General features: G+C 43.8%; 1 protein-coding gene (cut by both window edges). It reads right to left on the reverse strand.

This entire window lies inside a single protein-coding gene on the reverse strand: gene aceK / locus WC676_01430, encoding a bifunctional isocitrate dehydrogenase kinase/phosphatase (protein MFA5059275.1). The 132,390-nt coding sequence extends 53,970 nt beyond the window's left edge and 57,793 nt beyond its right edge, so the window shows coding positions 57,794-78,420 (codon 19,265, partial, through codon 26,140, complete); the first complete codon in reading order (the gene reads right to left) occupies nucleotides 20,623-20,625. Both the start codon and the stop codon lie outside the window.

The raw sequence follows: 20,627 nt of genomic DNA on the forward strand, positions 1-20,627 counted from the left end.
AGCTACCACCGGCGCGATCATGGGATAAATGATCACATACCAAATCTTGTGGCGCAGATGTTCGGCCTTGATCATAAATCCGTTCTTATTGACCATCCAAGAATAGAATAAGGAGAAGAACTGCGTGGAAATTCCATCGACCACAACTTGAATAGCCGGATGAGAAGCCTGCACGGCGTAGGTGCGGATAATGGACGGCAAGCGCGTCATCCAAAACGCTTCATGTTGTTTCTCTTGGGCTAAAGGATTTTGATTGACCGTGTCTTTCTTGGCATGTTTAACGACCGCGGCATAAATAAATGTCCGGACTCTTACTACCGCCATCAGGCCAATAATGCGAAGCGCGGTGGCGGCATAAAATTCCGCGCCTTTATCTAAGGTAACATCAAATTGCGCGTGAATGAATTGAACGATCTCAAAAACAGCAATAACGGCAACACTTAAAATCGGAGCTAAGAAAAATGCTTTGGCGATGGCCGGTATTTCTTTTTTGCCTATTTTCTTTCTTTGAACAATCTGGCCGAAGGTAAACACGGTGACCATAAATACTGATACCGCCAAGATCGACGCGATAATTCCTGCTCCTGCAACACTCGTTGAAACCATCGCGTTTAAAAACATCATACTAAGGGCTGAAACAAAGGCCATTAAAAATCCACCCGGAACAGCCAATAAAACTTGTTTTTTATTGATGCCATGCCCGGCCATCCATTGGCCTAAAATATCCGTAACAACAACGAATTGCGTAAAGATGATGATATTGGCGATGAAAACTCCGATGAGACGGCTTAAAAGATGGGGCGCGTTAAATCCGTAGACAGTTGCGGCAAAAATCCCCAAAATGATAAAACTAACGGCAAATTTCTTACCTAACGACAACGGAATTTGACTTTTGGGCTTAGGAATAAAGTTGCTGTCTTGTTGTACCGGTTCGCTCGCGCTGTTGACCAAACCAAACAAGGCAAAAGGTAAAATAAACCCAAAGGTAAACGCATTTAATTCTTGTTCTGCGACATCTAAACGTTTACTTTCCGGATAAGGTAACAAATCAGGCGTTTCTCCACGCCTAACTTTTTCTTGAGTTTCTTTCCACCACTTTGCCGTCACCAAATCGCCGTGTACCGTCATAAAATGATCTTTATATCGTTCCGGAACAGAAAACTGTATTAGCTCGGAAGGAAAGACATCTCCATCGGAAACTGATATCCATTCGCTCTCATCCATCATGCTTTCCCAATCATCTTGTGGTTTCGGTTTGTCTCTAAAATTATAATTAAGAATTGAGTCAATTTCGTCATAATCATAACAGCAGACGCGTCCATGAGAAGTCACGCCAAAATTTTTGCTAAAATAATCACCCATAAAGATTCCCATTTCGGCTAGATCTTTAACACAATACCCATAATCAATAACGGCTCGTCGGGCTGATTCGGGATCTGCTTCTTCAAGGAAAATATTTAGCGGAGTAATTCTGCGTTCAATATAGACGTGATGGATAACCACATAGTCGCCGCTTAACGTAACAACATTTCCGGCTGTTTTAAGCAACTTTTCTAAAAGTTCGCTCGGAAATCTATGACGCCTAAAACGCAAGTGTTCGAATTCCTGTGTATCTAAAAGCCTCCCTCCGCGTTCGTGACGGAAAACAAAATTGTAACGGTCTTTGATCCTTTCTCGCGTCATGTCTTCTTTAGCCAAAAAGCTCTTGATCAGTTTAAATACCATATTGATCTTATTGAGGGCCGCAACGGTCATGGACATCCCCTCGATCCCGCGGGCGATCACAAAGGGTTCATTGGTTGTATCAAGATGGTTAATAAGCTCCCGATAAAGAACGGTTTTTCCATGCTTGTTGTAACCGATAGATATGTAAAGTTCGGAAACTCGTTTAAGTGGCATAATAGATTTAAGGAATGTGATCAACGCCACATGGTCACTAATATCAACATGGAAATAGGAACGTGTAAAACTAAAAACGATGCTGGCATCCGTCTGATTAAGTAAAACAGCATCGACCGCAATGCCTGCCCCTGTGTTGACCAACGGTAAAACAAACGGGACAGTCATAAAATCTTCTTCCGGAGTTCCGACAATGATACGCCCGATCATATAGGCGCGCTTGTCGCGATAGAATAGCGGCTTTAAGATCTCAACGCGAGCGATCTGAGAATCGCCCCAAACATTGATAAGATGATGCGTGATTTCTTCGGCAACAGCCTTTGAGTTTCTTTCCAAATCTTTAAAGCCAACAGAAAATGCATGCTCCGAAAGAATGCGCCGGACCATCTCTTGTGTTGTTTCCGTGCGGTGATATACAGTGTAGATACCATCCTTATCGCTCGTATACTCAACATTGGAATGAACAAATTCAATAGACGGATTGACGCCTTCGGTGGTAAATATTTTACGCGTAATCGAATTAAAGAATGTTTCCGCAAATTCTCCGTCACGATAGTCTTCTAACATTCTAAATGTGATCATTTGGTTATATTTGACTTTCATCGTCGACCATAATGTTCTATCGTATTTATTCTCTCCTAGTATTCCGCTCCATTGTGAACCGGCCAATGAAGCAACCGTTTCGCTGATGATCTTTCCATAAAGATCAATACGATCCATTTTGTCTTGCTGGTCACCCTGCCAATCTCTTTGTTCAAACCGTGTTTTCGCGCGCAAGGTGATCTCTCTAAACTCACGATGATAACGGTCAAAGGCGTCATAGATCATTTGGGCGCTTCTTTGCGCTAAGACGTCCCGGCTTTCGCTATTTGCCTGCACCGTCGCCCAGAACCCAAACGGCATCAACAATCCCGCGAAACCGTTTAAAGCTTCTTCAGGATCTTGTTCATTAGCATTTCCATTGATCGGACGTAAAGCATTATGCCAGCCTTCGGTTTTCTCGCTGTCGACACCCACCACCATAAGCATATTGCCCAGCACATAAAGGCTGGTATCGGTTTTTATACCGACCGCTTCGCTGGTGATCTTCAGATGGACTCCATTATCGCTAAGCCTGCCTAATTCCTTAAGGATCGGATGAGAAACCATCAGGGCATCTTTCATTAACCGGAGAGCGAGAGGAAAAATAATATAACGCGCTAACGGTGTCCTAAAATAATCATAAATATTTAATTTTCCGAAAGTTTCGATAAGCCAATTGGTGAGCTCGCGATTTCTTTTAAACGAGGTCCTCGAAAGCGCGGACCAGAATAACGGATCCAAATGATGAAAATAATGAAGCACCGCTTCGATGATCTGCGCATCCGCTAAGGTAGCGTCTTTGCTAAGATTCCGATGAGACAAAGCATTATGATAAAGCAGTTTAATAAGGCAAGGGATGTCTTTTAATTCATACAGCTTGACTATATCCCACAGCTGATGTCTTTCTAGTCTGGACAAAGAACGGCGCAAAACTCGCTCCATAATAAAAATATCCGGATCGTCTATATTAAGCCCGTCCATGTATCCTTTGAAGATAAGCGCTAAATCCGGATGATGTTTGCTTAAATAAGAATAAACACGGTCATAGATCTTTTCTTCTCCGGTCGGCAGATTACCGTCGCCAAATCCGATGATCTTCATGGTACGTTTATTCACTAAAGCCCTCATTAACCGGCGCCTGGCATCACGAAATACTTCAGGAATGATCCCCGGATAAGCCTTAACTGTAACTACGCCCTTTTCGTAGGCGTCCTCGTAAAACTCATGGCCGACAAGTTTATGGAACGTATCGACTAATTTTTGATAAAGCGATCTTTCCTGCGGAATATAACTTAAAACTTCCGCGGCCATATTGGCCTGAACATACCGAGGAATATCCTCAAAGGCGATATTTGTACGCAAAAGCCATGTTAACTTGGTCCAAACTTTATGATAGAGTGTAAATTTAGGGATAAGGATGAAGTGCTTTGACCCAATTTTCTCCCACACTTTTCGAGAACCAAAAATAATCGTAATTTTATTTCGATATAAATCTTCCAATACCCCTTTGATTTCTTTTAACCGCTTATTCCCCGAGAAATCTCCCTGGATGACTAAGCCGAATCTTTGCCCATGTTTGCTATTTTCTTTGAGGTTAAGCAGCCGGTCTGCGGCATCTCCAAAAGTCCCTAAGCCGGTCGCCTCCGTAACCACAATATGCTCAACATAACCAAACGGCCTTTGCGGATCTCTAGCAAGAGGCGGCAATGGGTCAGGCCTATTTTCAATGTATTTATCATGATAAAATTCAACCCTGCTATTTTCTGGATTTATCTCTCCGACTCTTCCCTGCAAAGAATCAAAATAAGGCTCATCCGGGTGGTCTTTCGGATCGGCCGCCATTTTACGCACGCCACCAGGAAGATGAATACTGCCTAAAATCTCCACATAAACATCCACCGGAATATCTTTGTCTAAAGCTATCAAGATTGCGTGGCGCAAGTTAGGAAGCGCGTCAGATGAAGCAATAGGATTGCCGTCATTATCAAAAGGCGGTGTATGAGAAGCCGTAAAAACAATCGGAAACGGTAACTGCCCCTTAAATTCCAAAGACATAATGAATGATGTAAATGACAGCGTATCAGTGCCATGAGTAAGCACAATGCCGGCCGGACGCGGCAGATCGCCAACGTTCGCCTTTTCCTTAAGGCGCTGGTAGGCATCCATTTTCAATGCGACAGCGGCCCGAATGGACCTTTCAATTACTTCCCAATGTTCCGGTGACATATTGCTGGAATCCGGAGGATTGTCAAAAATTCTCTGCTGGTAAAGAATACTGCCGCCAATTTCGCTTACTAATTTTTCAATACTGCCGCCGGCTGTACGCGATGTTTCTCCGGCCATGTTAATCGTTCCGCCGGCGTTAAGCACAATGACTTTGCCAAAAATATCTTCATCAGAATAAACTTGCGGCGCAACCGTTCCCCAGAACGCGAAGGGTACAAATAATCCTGCAAATGAATTTAGCCTTTCGGTATTTCTTAACGCATCGATCTGGCTTTGGGAATTTTCTTCAGTCAGTGTTTCTAAAAACTTCCCAAGCGCCTCATAATTGACCCCTGTGGTTAATTCATAACGCGTGTATTCGCGAATGCCTTCATCAATACTGACCCAGCGGATCGTATCAAACAGATTGGCTTCAAATAAGGTTTTGGAGCCGATAAATATTCGTCGTGACGTTCCAGCTTCCCCAAAAGTAATTTCGTCATCCGGATATTCAGGTTGTTTGGTTCTACGCTTATATTCAATGGCTGCATTTTCCCGGAAATGGTCAGCGAAAACTAAAATATGATTCCAAAGTATTTTTCGTAAATTCGGATTTCGGGTCGTATGCTTAATGGTGGCATAGACACCCAAATGATCCGTGTTGGCATCAAAACCTAAAGCCAGAACATTTTTAGAATCCATCTTCTTAGCGACATGCACGATATGGTTACCCGTAATACGGCCGATCAAGCGGCCGAAAATATTATAAAATAGGTAGGCATAGCTAAGAGGGATAGCGCTATAAAACCAGGAAATGATAAATAAGAAGAATTCTTCAAAGCTCACCGGAACGCCAAAGTCAACCCATTGACGGCTCCAAGCTAAATAGGTCAGCCCCATAAACGAAGTGATGAAAACCGCAAATTCCATCAGAAGATATCCCAATATAATTCTGGCAGCCGGAGCGGCAATATCTTCATCTCCATTTTCGATAAGTTGTTTACGATACTCGCGGACGGTTAAGCCTAAACTGATGATAAGCCAGGCGAAAACAATGCCCGCGAAAATAAGGATAAAGTTAGTCGTTGATCGGCCTTCAAAGCCCGCTCCTAATGCTGTTGTGAAAAGCCCAAGAGTCATCGCTATTGTCCATCCGGCAAAACTATATAAGCTTCTACTTCCCGAAAAACCTGCGCGGCCTAAAGGCCTAGCAAATTCACGTTCATCACCCATGAACCGATACCAGGGCGTCACAATTTCTTTACCTTGAATGTGACGCATTCCCTTCGCAAAGAATTCAAACGGTAATTGATCCAAAGTTTCCAGGCCTGTTCTTGTCAGGATCAATGAGCTTCCAATAATAATACTTCCATCTAAATGCGTCCTAAATCCGGATATCTCTACACGATCCTTGCCCAAGCTTTCCTTCAATGTGGCAATCAAAGCACCGTTAAGAGGGCGATCTTTGAGAAGTTCTTGAGATTGTGACGGAATAAGATCCAACTGGGTCAGATCGATAAACAACTTTCCGGCAGGATTAAGCAATCGATATAATCTCTTGAGGACATCGATCTGGTCGGGGATATACGCTATAACGGCGCGCCCGACAATGATCATGTCAAATTTAGATTGCAACTCAGCAAATCCAACTTGTTTACTTACGTCAAGAACGCGGTGATGACGATGGATCTGGTAAAAAACTCTCAAGGCAAAGGTTTCAAATCTTTCCCGGCTTGGATAAAAGACATCTTCTCCACTTTGCTCCAAATATTCAATAACGTGCGGTAGATCATACAAAAGCCCTTCTTCCTTGTTGATAGAGTGATACTCAAAAGCATCTCCATATTTTAAAATAAGATCAATAATGGCTCTGCCACGGCCTACTCCCACAAATAAAAGACGGAACTGGGTTTTGCGGCTTTCATAACGCTCTGATAACTCACCTAAAACCTCACGGACATGCGGAAAGTGTTGCTCGTAAATCTCTATTTGTTCGCTAAGATCACGATTAACATAATCTTCTCTTCCTTCATATGCCTGCGGAGCAGAAATTTGGACGTAAGTGTTGTGTTTTACTTCGGTCAAAGAGACATTTTCACTATCATCTTTAATTTGCGCGCGCACAAAACCAAAAAACGCAAAGAAAGAAGGTAAAAGAAAAGCGTTCAAGTCCTCTGACCGCGCTTCTTTAAACTCGATCAGCGAGGCATCGTAATCAGCGGGTTTTTCAAAGCCTAAAAGATTTAAGATGGTGGCGGCAATATTGGAAAGGCCGGTGTTTTCTACTTCGGTTAAGGAATATTCTCCGCTATATTGCGGATCAACGATAATGAACGGAACAGGATTAAGGGAGTGGCGGGTGCTGACGACCTTGTTCCCTTTCTTATCGAGCGTAAACATCTCATCAGCATTGCCGTGATCGGCGGTTACGATGGTAATGCCGTTCAACGCGCTCACCGCGTCAATAAGCTCGGCCACACACTCATCAACCGTTTCCATCGTTTCAATGATCGCTTTTTCAACACCCGTGTGCCCGACCATATCGCCATTAGGAAAGTTAAGGCTGATAAATTTGTATTTTCCCGTCAATAAAAGTTCTTTTACCTTTTTGGTGATTTCATAAGCCTTCATGGCCGGCTTTTGGTCAAAAGTAATATCTTTATCCGACGCAATCTCAATATATAATTCCAAACCTTCATTGATATAGCCGGATCTATTGCCGTTCATAAAATAAGTTACATGGCCGTATTTTTGTGTTTCCGATATACGCACCGTTGTAACGCCGTTATCACAAAGATATTCTCCCAAGGTGCGGGAAATGGCAGGCGGAGCAACCAAATAATTTTGCGGAACCATCAGATCACCGTCATAAAGCATCATGCCGGCATAAAGCACATCGGGGGTACGTTCGCGGTCAAATTCTTTAAAATCTTTCTCTCCAAAAGCGCGGGAAATTTCAATGGCACGGTCGCCGCGGAAATTAAAGAAAACAACCGAATCTCCGTCTTCGATCGTTCCCATCGGTTTTTCATTCTCGTCCACGATCACAAACGCAGGAAGATTTTGATCCTGTGCGTCTTTACCACTCGCCTCTTCGGCTTCCCTATATAATGTTTCAACAGCTTCTCGAACAGATCGAAACTTTCTGCCGCGCCCTAAAACATGCGTATCCCAGCCGCGCTTGACCATATTCCAATTATCGTTATATCGGTCCATAGTGGTCGTCATTCTTCCGCCGCCCGAAGCGAACGCGTAATCAAAACCAAATTCATGATTGATCTGCGCGAAAAATTCTTCCGCTCTATCAACGTAGGTCAAAGCTGATTTTGGATGAACATCACGTCCGTCTAAAAGCGGATGAACTCTAACGCGTTTGACACCCCTGTTGGCGGCTTCTTTAAGAAGAACAAAAAGATGATCAATATGCGCATGGACATTTCCGTCGGATAAAAGGCCGATAAAATGCATGGTTTGACCATCACGCTTCGCCCGTTCAATAAGATCATTCCAGATAGCCGTTGTGAAAATATCTCCGCTTTCGATGGCTTGATTGATCAGCTTAGCGCCCTGATCAAAAATACGTCCGGCTCCGATAGCGTTATGCCCGACTTCGCTATTTCCCATATTGCTGTCATCGGGAAGGCCGACAGCTGTGCCGTGCGCTTTGAGTTTTCTGAAAAACGGGCTTTTTAATAATGCATCCAGACGCGGCGTTTTTGCCAGATAAACTCCATCGGATTCATCATTGCTTCCTAAGCCAACTCCATCCATGATAATAAACAAAAGCGGCCCCTGCCGCCCTGAGAATTCCTTCAGCCGCGGTAAAACAAGTTTTGTCTCTGAAACAGAGCCGATGAATGCCAGCGGCGCGAAGATAAATGGAACAACAAATCCCTGCAGATCTTGTTGGCTGTCTTCTGTATTCCTCCAATAGGAATTCCGGCCGTCAAACTGAAACGCGCTTAACCCTAAAGACGAGAATTCTTGATCTATTTTTGTCACACGAAATGAGATCGTCGAGCGTTTTAAAGGCGAAAGCCGCATCATATGCTGCGCGCCTACAGTCTTTTCCACAGCTTGAGAAACTAATTGCGATATTTCTTCCGTCGTATGCAATTTTCCGGAAACCCTCTGGATCGCCATCGTAACAATGTAGGCGAATAATGTTCCGTTTGTCTTAAGAAGACGGTACAAGTTATTAGCAACCGCTACTTGATCGCGGATATATTCCATCACCCAAGTTCCGATAACAATGAGATCAAAATCAGAAGGAAGTTCTCTTAGTTGGGCGGCGCTCGTAACATCAGCACGGTGGAAATTCTTGTGCAAGATTTCAAAAGCCTTCAAGACATTGGGATCGGTTAAATCCCTATCCATAAAGAATGAAACCTCGGGTAAATCATATAGAAGATTGCTTTCAACATTGATGGAGTAGTATTCAAACTTGTCACCGAATTGTTCGATAAGATCAAGAATGACCCGCCCGCGTCCGGCGCCGACTAAAAGAATTTTTGGTTTATTCACACCATCTGAATTTTCTTTAAGTTCTACCAAATCTTGAAGCAATTGTTCTCTACCGGCATCATCACGATACAATTTGCTTAAGTCAAAAAGCCCGCGGTTGACAGCCCCTTCATCGCCGTACAGCGACGGAACAGGATGCGAAACATATGTTTTTGGATTTACGACAACTCCCAAAGCTGAAATCGGCGCGAAGACGAACGGCAAAAGGAAGCTGTTCAGGATTTCTCTTGATTGTTCTCTATCGTCCGCCAGTGCGTCTAAAGAAGTAAGCGGCAATTCTCCCTCTTCGCCCCATTCGCTTTCATCCGGCAGCACATCGCTTCGGTCGGTATGCGAATGCGGGAACATCACAATGAATTTTGTTCCAGCCTCATGTTTCAAAGAATCATCGGAAATCGGTTGAGGTTTTCCGAATTGCCCATTAACATAGTCCAAACGATAAGCAAGCTGGCCACTCACTCGGCTGATGACCGTGATAGTTCCGCCATACATATCCACAATATTTCTTACTTCGGCTAATCCAACGCCGCCACCGGCAAATTTTCTAAAAGCGCTCCCTTTTGTTTCGCAAACATAAAATACAGCTTCAAGCTTATCCGCCGGAATTCCTACCCCGTTATCTTCGATGGTGTAATAATAACCTCCATCGCGATCCGCATAGTCTTGATAGATCAACCCTTCTTTTCTGTCTTCACCCGGAATATTGGGTAGATACACAACCGCATTCTTAAATAATTCTGTAAAGACAATTTGGATCGTTAAGCCGAACACTCGACGATTCATAATAATTTGAGTATCTTGATGAACACGTGTAACACCGGAAATATCAATGTCTTCCTCTAATAAAAACGCCTCCTGAAAAGCTCTCCAGGGGTCAGTTTCCATTTCGAAACCAACGATCGTATCAAAACTTCCGTTATAAATAGCGCGAATGGCTGAGAATTGCCCTTCCATAAGGACAGGGACCATAAACTCAATAAGCCGTGCACTGTCAAAATCAATTTCATTCATGCGCTCTAATATTTCCTGTATCTTTGGCTCATGCGCTCTTTGCGCTAAAACCGCCGTGAATGTTCTGGTGACCATCACCGGGTATCGATTGCTGCCAAGGTCGCGATCTAAATCAAGGAATAGATCGGCTACCAATTTTATAGCTTTTTGATATGCCATGTATTCCCGGCTATTGTGTAGCGCATAGGCTTCTTCAAAAGCATTGATAATGCGTGACTTCATAAGGCTAATGGCTGTAATACGGTCATTGAGGATATGCCCTTGGAATAAGGGGCTATCTTGTCCCAAGCGTGAATCTAATTCTCTTAAAAGCCGGGCAAACTCATTGAGGAAAAGATACAACTTATTCATAACTACCATGCCCATCTCAGCAATATTGACACGGTTTTCCTGAAGCGGATAAATGCGAAGATACATTTCCACAAAATCTCTCATATTACGTATCCGCTTAGAACGCGGAGCGAGTATGACGCCAATACTAAATATTTTCTCATCAAAGATCTGCGGGACAGAAGTTTCATCTTGCCCTAAAAGAAACTCAGCCAAAAGAACATTACGAGTGCTTTCTTCCGGATTTCCCAAAGGCGGCCTCAAGCCTCCCATAATAACATCACGTTCAAAATCAAAAGTTGACCCGCCTTCTTCCTGGCGCTTGGTTATTTCATGATAAGCGACATGCGCGTTTATGACTTCTCGTTCGCGCACTTGGAGGTTTTTAAGGATCAAGGCAAAATTTGGTGACGAATCAACATGGGAAATTCTAATGAGCAAGTTGATCGCCTGGGAAAATTTTTCCGTCGTAGCGTCATTACGTCCAATAAAATTAGATAAAAATGTAACGCCTTCTTGATTTAAGGACATTGACCTGAAAGCTAGCTCTGCTCTTTGTTGTATTCCTTCGGGAAGTTTACTCCTAACGAGTTCTCTTAATCCAAAATGCAAAGGCCTGTTAAGATGCCATCCTTGGATATTGTCTCTGAACAGCGCTTCGGGAATTTCTGTTTCAAGAACATCGCCTGTTTGTTCAATGCGAACAACAACTTTCTCTAATTCGCTTTTGATCTGCTGAACTATCGCAGTGATATCATCACGCGTTAAAGATATTTCATCGGCCATATCCCAGATCTCATGGATGCCTTCGGGCACAGGGACAAATATTTCTGACAACACGCTTGCCCTAAATTCCTCATCGTTTAAGAATTTTCTGAGTGACGCCTCTTCGCGGATCTCTTCGGCCAAAGCATAGACCAAGCGCAGCGCATCATCGTCGAGAACGATCAAAGAGAAATGTTTCTTAAGCTTTTCCGTAATAATTGCCAGGCCTTCCTCTTTGGATCGGACGAGTCCAAAGATCATCGGAGCAAAGGGCAAGATAAAACTATTGGCAGTTTGCACGCCGTTTTGCGCCTTTCGGCGGTTAAATTCCTCAATGGCCGCAACCGCTTCCTGCGCGGAATCGACGATGGTATAAAGCGTTATATCTCCTTCAGAGACAACGCCGGATTTCACTAAGACTTCCTTAAAATACGTATCCCACGGCTGCCAAAATTCGCGGTCGATCAAAATAAGCGGCTTCTTTTCAACTTTACGTGTTTGCATCAAAACGATCGCTTCAAAAAGCATATCCATCGTTCCCATACCGCCGGGGAAGAAAATAAGTCCCTGGTCGCTGTGGCGCATAATGGCTACTTTTTGTAAGAACATATGCGAGAAACCCACGGATGTCCTTGCCCAGCTCAAATCGTCAAGGCCGTTTAAGCCTAATAAGATCAAACGCCCCGAATGATAAAACGCGTTTTTCTTTGCCGCTTCTTCAATGCCATCTTTGACCGCAACACCAATGCCTTTATCGCTTCGCACAATGGTGGAGATATGTTTTTCCGCTAAGCGCCGGGCAAGGTCTCTGGCTAAGATATAATTCAGATCGGATTTGGATGTTAAATGACCGCCCATAATTGTTATAACCCGTCCGGTATTGCTAAGCGCACCGGTTACTTCCGCAAACTCTCTTGCCACCGAGTCAAGGTCAAGCGGATCCACAACACGATTGGGAGCCGCATTCACTAAAGCAACAAGGTCTCTTCCTCTATCTAGCATCTGCACTAATTGATGAGCCGGTTTCTTTAGAAATCCGCGGCGCTCCATATCATTAATGCGTTCCATTAAGGGGCCATAAAATGTTTTTCCATAGACAATAACGGGCATATCTTCCGGTAAAGCGCCGGAATCTTTAAGCGCTAATGTCTCAAAAAGCTCAGCCATAGTGCCAAAGCCACCGCGCATATGGACAATTGTTTTAGCTACTCTAAAAAAGGTCGTTTCCCGCGAGAAGAAATAATCAAAAAATATCTGAATATTGGCAAAAGGATTGACGGCTTCCTCGAAAGGAAGCTTTATGGGCAGCGCGATGGAGTCATGCCCTGCGGCGGCCGCACCCTTATTGCCCGCTTCCATAACGCCCGGCCCGCCGCCGGTGGTAACGGGGCTATTGAATAAAGCCGCGACCATTTCGACAAAACGATAATAATGGTGGCCTAATGTTCTGCGCGCCGAACCAAAAATAATATCGGTGGCGCCGATAATGTTTTGGTAGAACTTTTCAACACGAGATAATTCCGCGATGGCTTTATCTAAGAAATATAATCCGCGCTGAATTGCTTCGCGCTGTTCTTTTTCCCAGATGGCGAATTCCCGTTCGGCTTGTTCGTTTTCTTCGTGAGTAAGTCCGTGTAGTTCGTGATGCAGGGTGCGGGCGAGATAGTTATTAAGATTGGTAGCGATGAGGAAGGTCTTGTCATTATTGGCTCCATAAAAAACGCGCTTTTCGTCAGGCCCGGCGAGTAATTTTCCGGAGCGAATAAGCTGTAAGAGGCGCTGATAGCGAATTTCATCGCCTTTATATTGATAATAAACTAAGTTAACCTTCACCCAACCCGGCATGGCATCTTCGCTGACCGCGCTAAATCCCGGAAATCCCTTTGCCTTCAGTTCTTCAAATCTTCTTTCAGCATCTTGCCGTACATATCCTTCACGCGGTTTGGCGGGATCAAGCGGAGCATTGTCTATAGGTTTCGCCGGATACGTGTTATTAATAAATGCAAGTAGATCTCGAATGGGTTTCGGTAAAATGTCATCAGATTTACTGCCCTCAGGTATTTTTTCTCTAAATAGTTCTGTCTGCCACCCAACAGTCCCTTCATTTTTATGCGTGGCAAACATCTCCGGGGTCATCTCCATAAGCCCGGCTAAAAAGATATAATTTTGGCCTCTAGAAAAATACCTCTTTATCAAAGGTGTTACTCCATAAACGTGAACAATATTGACAACGAGTTGGTTTAAGCGGTAAATATTATCGTTGTGTAGCTCATCACGCAGCGATCTTCCCTGCTCACGTAATTTAGAGGATCTAGAAATAAGGGCATCCGTGGCCTCTTGGGAACCGGAAATCCGCTCTCCCATGGAACTCGCTTCATCTACCAGCCTTGCGACTTCCTCAAGGTCATCATTGCTTAAAGCCTCATCCAAACGCGATGAAAGGAAGATAACAGAAATTTGCAACCGATGAGCTTCATCACTTAATTGATTTTCTTGTTCATTAAGATCATCAACTTCTTTTGTTTTCTTATTAATTTCAGTTACTAAATTTTTCATCCATCGGTATAAATCTTGCAAACTGAACCCTTTAGCTTGCAGCGCGCGTATTTTACCAAGGATCTCTCCGGCTTCTTTTTCCATAGCCGCTTTGCGCTCATTTTCATTTTGCTCTAAACCGCCATTAACCAAACCAAGGATCCCGAAAGGCAATAACGCGATAAAGCTGTTTAATTGAATACTCCGGGTCACTTTATAGAGGTCTCCCTGCCCGGACACGTGATCAGCAAATTGGAAAGGAACTTCGGAAAGCAATTGATGCGTCGGCAGTGATTTAACCAATCTGAAAGAAGCGTGATAATCATCCGGACGAAGAACATTGCCTGCGCCCAAAATTCGTGTTAGTTCACCGATGATAACATGGCTAGCTAAAACACCTTTTTCATAAGGCGATGCTAAACGAACGGACTCAAACTCCGTAACCAATTGCCCGCCCGGGACTAAAAGATCATATAAGTTAACATTCACTCTGATCTGATCAGGGATATACATAATGACCATACTTCCAACGATAACCAGGTCAAATTCACCTTGCGCCCTGACCTGCTCAAGGTTTCGCCCATAACTGATATTTAAAACAAAATGATGTTGATGAATCTTTTCTAAAAGATCTTTTGTCATTTGCGGATCTTCTTTCAAATCTCGATGATTACGTTTTAAATAGCCGGACAAGCCATTAAAGTCAAACAACAAATTCTCTTCCCGATTGATGGAATATATTTCGAACTTACCGCTCTTTTTCAAAAGATCGATCGTAAGCCCACCGCGCCCAACTCCTACGATGAGGATCTTGGCATTCGGCTTTTCACTAGCTAACACACTCAAAACCTTCTCTAAATCACCATGACGTATGGTCAAGTGACTTAATCCTCGAGAAATAAACCCTTCCGCCGGATACCTCGCCGGAGGCGGGATCTGCCTATAATCGATGAGGCCGGAAGCGACTGTCCCAAATAAAAATAACGGCACAAAACATGCGCAGGAACTGATAGGCGCTGAAAGTTGTTTTCCTGTCTTACGCAAGATCGTGACCGATCCTTGTCCGTTATATTCTTCCCCTTGTTGCACAACTGTAAATACTCCTTGGGTTCTGATCTCTTCGGGAAGATGAGCAAAACCTATAAACCATCCGCCCTTTTTAAGGAGCTGATGGATTTTTTGCCAAGACCTTACAAGGTTGATAAATCCTTCTTCTTGCACATCGTTAAGTAAAACAGCGTGCGCGTAAATAAAATCAAAACTTGCGCTCTGCAGCCGAAGCTCTTCGACCGCGCTGCTGTAAATCTTGATTTTTTGCCGGCTGCCGTCATATCGCGGGAACAATAGATCTTTGGCTAATCCGGTAAAATGGTTTATGGTAGGTTCAACGATAACCAAACGCCCTAACTCCGGAATTTCTTCCAAAAGCGCTGAAACTTCCCAATCGGTTTGCCCCGGGCCGATCTCAAGCAGTGTTTTTTCGGAGAATTGAACTGATTTACTCTTTAAAAGAGCAACGCTGTCTCTGACGGCGTCCCTTATGTCAGCACGAGTAACATGCCAATGGCGCTGAACCCGATTAAAAGGAACTTGATCAAAGATGTGAACATATTTGCGATGCCCCGCAATGATCCTATTTTCTCGAGGAGTAATAACCGTATGGGGATTTTCAAAACGTATTTCATAAGTCCAGTGGGGAGAAAGACGATTTAAATACTCCATCGCTCTGTCGCGGCTGACCAGCCAGGCTTCTTTAGGGAAATTGCTCGTAGATGTATTGACAACTTCCCCAAACAATACCGGCAACACAAACGGCGCAAAACCAAATCCGGCAAAGGCGGATAATGTTTCGCGCGAGTCTGTTGAGCGCGTCCTGTCATCGGAGACGCGGAACACAAGCTCATAACCTATCTCGCCTGTTCTTAAAAGCAGGTCACGAACAACCAATGTATCGACATCAACGGCAATGATCGGTTTTAAATCGCGAAAAACTAATCTCTTGTTAATGCTGCGTCCAATGGCGGCCGATATAATTTTATAAGAAGAACGGGCCATTTCGCCGTCAAAGAATTGAAATATTTCCATTGTGACACGTTCTTCTTCTTGTTGGGCTAAACCACTTTCCAAAGATCCAGAAACAAAGTTGACGGATAAGCCTTCACTTGTTAAGGCCATCAACTCAGCTATATCGCTATCCGCCTGCGGGTCTATAGCGCGAGATAATTTATCAAAATCAATCTTTATAATCCCCAGCGGATACTGATTGATCATAACCAAACCATATTCGCCATGAGTTATCCGGCTTTCAAAAAGTTCGTCTAAAAGACGTTGGTCTCCGGCCGTAACATGTTGGAATAAGGCAAAGCGAATTTGCTGAGATTCGAATGGAAATACAATGGCCTGATCGGTCAAGTAACGTAAGGCAAATTCTTTTCCAAAAAGCTCTCTGCTGGGCGAGCCTGCGCTAGGATTAACACTACCAAACAATACCGGCACAAACCCAAATCCGACAAAGGCGGGAAGCGCTTGGCTTCCCGATAAATATTCATACGTTTCACGGCCGGTTTCGTGTTCAACAAACTTAAACGGCAAGTCATCAAGAACAAAAGCTCCGGGCTCTTTTTTCATCATCAGGCTAACCCATCCTTGAAAATTATTATCAGTATCAATGCGAATAATATTTTCCGGTCTTAAACGATACTGGATTTCGTTGATCACCATAGATTGGGCAAGGCGGCCTGAAGTATTTTGAGACGTAAAATCAATTTGATTAAATCCACTAAATAAATATCCTCCCGGACGAAGTAAATGATAGAGGGCTCTGTTGACCGCAATTTGATCGGGGATATAGGATAAAACACAATATCCCATAATGATCAAATCAAAGTTTCCTTCAATTCTTTCGAGGTTTTTTCCGTAACTTATATCCATCACATAATGATGCTGATGTAAACGGGCAAGAAGGTCATCCATATTAGAAAATGGATGAGAAAAATAATCGTACCGTTGATGCTCAAAATATTCTTTTAAATGGGCAAGATCAAATAAAAGCCCTTCTTCCAGATTGATGGAATGATATTCAAAATCATACCCTTCTTCTAAAAGTTCAATGATACTAACCCCGCGCCCAACGCCAACGATAAGAACTTTAGGCATTGTTCCTTGTTCTCGATGTTGCCGTAATAACATTGTCAGAGCCCCCGTAAACCAACGCTTTTTGTCAGAATAAAGCTCGTGCAAAGACGCAACCCCGCGGCTCACCGCGTCTTCGCCGATCCGCTTCGCATAATTCTCAGGGACAGGTATTTGACGATAAGATGCTAGTGTATTCCCCATGCTATCAACCAATCCAATGATTACCGGCACAAATCCAAATCCGGCGAAGGCGGAAAGTACGCCAACAGTTCCAGCGGTTGTCCGAGCGCCTTCAAAAGCCGCCGCGCGCAATTTATCCGCGTCGAGCTTGCGCAGATCAATATAGATCTTTCCGTATGTTTCTTTGTGATCGGTTTTTCTGATCCGGTAAAGCCTTCCCGACTTCTTCCATAAAGAAAGGGTTTCAGCAAAGAACCTGGCGCCATCGGGCAAGGTCAGAGTTGAGCTAACAGATGTAAAGCCTCGGCCTTTGACCCAGAAAAGAAGAATAGCTAAAGCGGTTTCGGAATACTGCGCCCGTTGATCTTTGTTCATAATACTGAAGATCAACCTCGTAATACGTGTTCCCTTAGATTCAATGGCGAACACAATAGCGCCCTTGTCGGTTGTTATTTGCCCGTGAAGAATATTATCGCTGTTTTCTTCGATATGAAGCGAATCAACGATATCCTCTAAAGATGTCCCTGAAATCCACTCTCGGTATAAAGCCTTTTCTAATTCAAAGAGGTTTGGCGTAGCGGCAACCAGAAGGCTCGACACACCAAATCCGGCGAAAGCATGAACGGACACAGAGGCTTGTGAACCCGAAGAAACCGTTTTCTCGACGGGTAAAATAAATAATCCTTCCAAGCGCTTTACAACATCATTCATCGTTTTGGGCTTACGTTTTTTCCGATTTTCCTGCGACATCTGTTGGATAAGCAAGGAAATCCCGCTAATGCCGGCAATGTCATCATCCATTTCCAGGACGAAATCGATCACTTTCGCGAAACTATAAATGTCAGATGCAAAAAATCTTTTGGTTTCCGGCGCGGAAAAACCATTTGATCCACCTTTCATCGGCCGGCCCTTGCGTACGGACAAACCAAAATCAACGATCATCACTTCTTTAGCTGCGTTCACTAGAATATTGTCCGGCTTAATGTCGCCATGAACCCATCCGGCTTTATGGATACGCGCCAAGATCTTAGCGGCTTTGATGAGAATATCCATTTTGTCTTTGGCGCTAAAGTTAAGGAAAAGTTCTGAATCTAAATCGTAGCCGTTAGAAATTCCTTTAAGCTTGATCCAGAAATTCCCTGATTTATCATTGCCCGCCGAAATAATTTGCGGAATTCCCTCTTTAACACCACGCCTGCTTAGATCACGTAAGACAAGAACTTCATCTGTATTAAGATCGTGGGCTACACCGGAATTCGCGGTTACCTTATAAAAGACAGCTGAATCTTGCGGGTCTTGATAAATATTAGAGAAGCTGCCATTGCCCAAAACAATTGCAACGGGAATATCTTGCCCTGCGGAAATTTGAGCAGAAGTTGCTTCGGTCCCAATGCCGGTTTTTGGTAATAGGCTTTCATCGAATACGACTTGCCCTGGTAAAGCTGGGACATCGCCCCAGATAGACACATCCAATAGATGATCATCAGAAATAGAAGAGGCCGCTTGATGATTAAACTTTTTCCACCAGCCACGGTAGGCGAAAAGTCTCAAGCGGCCTTTTAAACCAATCCAAGATAATTGTAAATTTAAACTCAAGAATCTTAATCTGCTTTGAACAGATTCAAACCATTTCTTGATCTCTTGACGATAAATCCATCCAAAAACCGCTATGCCGATACCAGGAATAAAAACCAACAGATGAAGCGGCACTAAAAAGACAAAGAGCTGATTTTCATGTTCACGATCTGTGCTAGCAGCCGCTAATCCATTCGGAGAGCCTGCTGGTAAGCGCCTGCCTATATTTTCTTCATCAGCAACAAAAGCAACCACACCACCTTGCTGATCTCTAACCGTCCTAAACCCGGAATACTCTTCTTGACCTGTCAGATCAATCCAAGATTGCCATCCATCAAACCGCTTGATCCCCTGAGCACCGAAATTAGGACGATAAAAATTCCTGAGCAGCCCTTCCGTAGTCCATATGCTCGCCGTCGTTGCTTGATGACGTTCTCGGCCAATGGTCAGCGCCGCGGCTATAAGGACCCGGCTTAAAATACGTAATCCTTGTTTTCCTTTATTGCGATAATCAGGATGAACGAAAAGCCCGTCTCCTTCTTGAGAATACCTTAAGTCATTTTCCCGAAGGAAAATAATGCCATAACGCCTAAGGTTTTTCTCTGCTTCTTTATTAAAACCGATATTATTAGAATTCCTATCAGCCGCTTCAAACAACATTTTACGTCCTCTATCCTTAGATGACGGATAGACCGCAAAATCCAAATACGCGATGTGACGTTTTTTGCTTAGATCAAAAGTGTCTAATAAATAGTAGGCATTGCTCACCGTTGACACCACAGCAGCGCGCAAAGTAAAGAGAATTGTATTTTTCCCTGAACGATAAACCGTCCATCCTTGCTTGATAAGTTCGTCAAAATTTAAAACACCCTCCGGCCTTTTAACCATACCCAAGGCCACCAACCCAAATACCGGAAAGATCATGCTATGGAGAAGCTGCATTTTTTTGGCCTCGGAAACACCTTGATCGGACTCAAGCCGGTAGAAGTAAATCCCGGAAGCCTGGCTGGAAAGACCGAGAGAAACGGTGTGGCGCCCGATAGAACGTATTCCAAGGTCAACATGCTGAACTTCGCGGCCTAAAACATCAAAGACCTTTAAAACAATTTTACGCGGCCGGTCTAATTCAAATTCAATAGTTGTTTGTCCGTTGAACGGATTGGGATAATTTTGTTTTAATTGGAAGCTTTGTGCTATCGGATGGAGAGGGTCGACCGCTGTCGTCCCGGAAAGAGAATCAGCCATATTGATAATATCGTCTGCGGTCATTTCGTCGGTTACAGAAAACGCGGTCGCATCAAAATGAGTATCCAGCCACTGACGATCGTCATCGGAAATCGGACGCGTGTGCACATTAATGCCGATAAAATCATACCCTGTTGAGAACGGGCCGATCAAAGCCACGTTAAAGCGATAGACTGTATTTCCGTCAATAACAACATAATTTCTTTCAACCGTATACGTGGTATCTAATCCGGCAACCGCGCTATCAAAGGCGGCATATGTCGCATCAAGATCGACATTCGTTAAAGAAGCCATCGTATTGTCGATCCAGTTATTGTATTGCGTGTATTCTGTATACGCAGGTATTTCAAAAGAAGCAACTCCTTCAGATTGAAACATCAGAGCAAGTAATTGCGGGCTAAGATCGCGCTCTTCATCGTGAAAAGCAACCCAGGTTGTATCAACCCCAATACCATTTTGGCCCTGCCCGGCAAAAGCAGGAGTGAATGCAGTCGGAGAATTCGGCGGAGGAGGAATGTAAAGATATTCTAAAAGAAGTCCTTGCAGATCAAGATAATAATCCCTTAGACGAAAATACATATAACGCTCACGCGTTGTCACGTCAAGCTCGTCCAAGGTGTGACGAGGTTCTTTAGTGACAA

Source organism: Candidatus Omnitrophota bacterium (assembly GCA_041649175.1).
Taxonomy (GTDB): Bacteria; Omnitrophota; Gorgyraeia; order Zapsychrales; family JBAZNR01; genus JBAZNR01.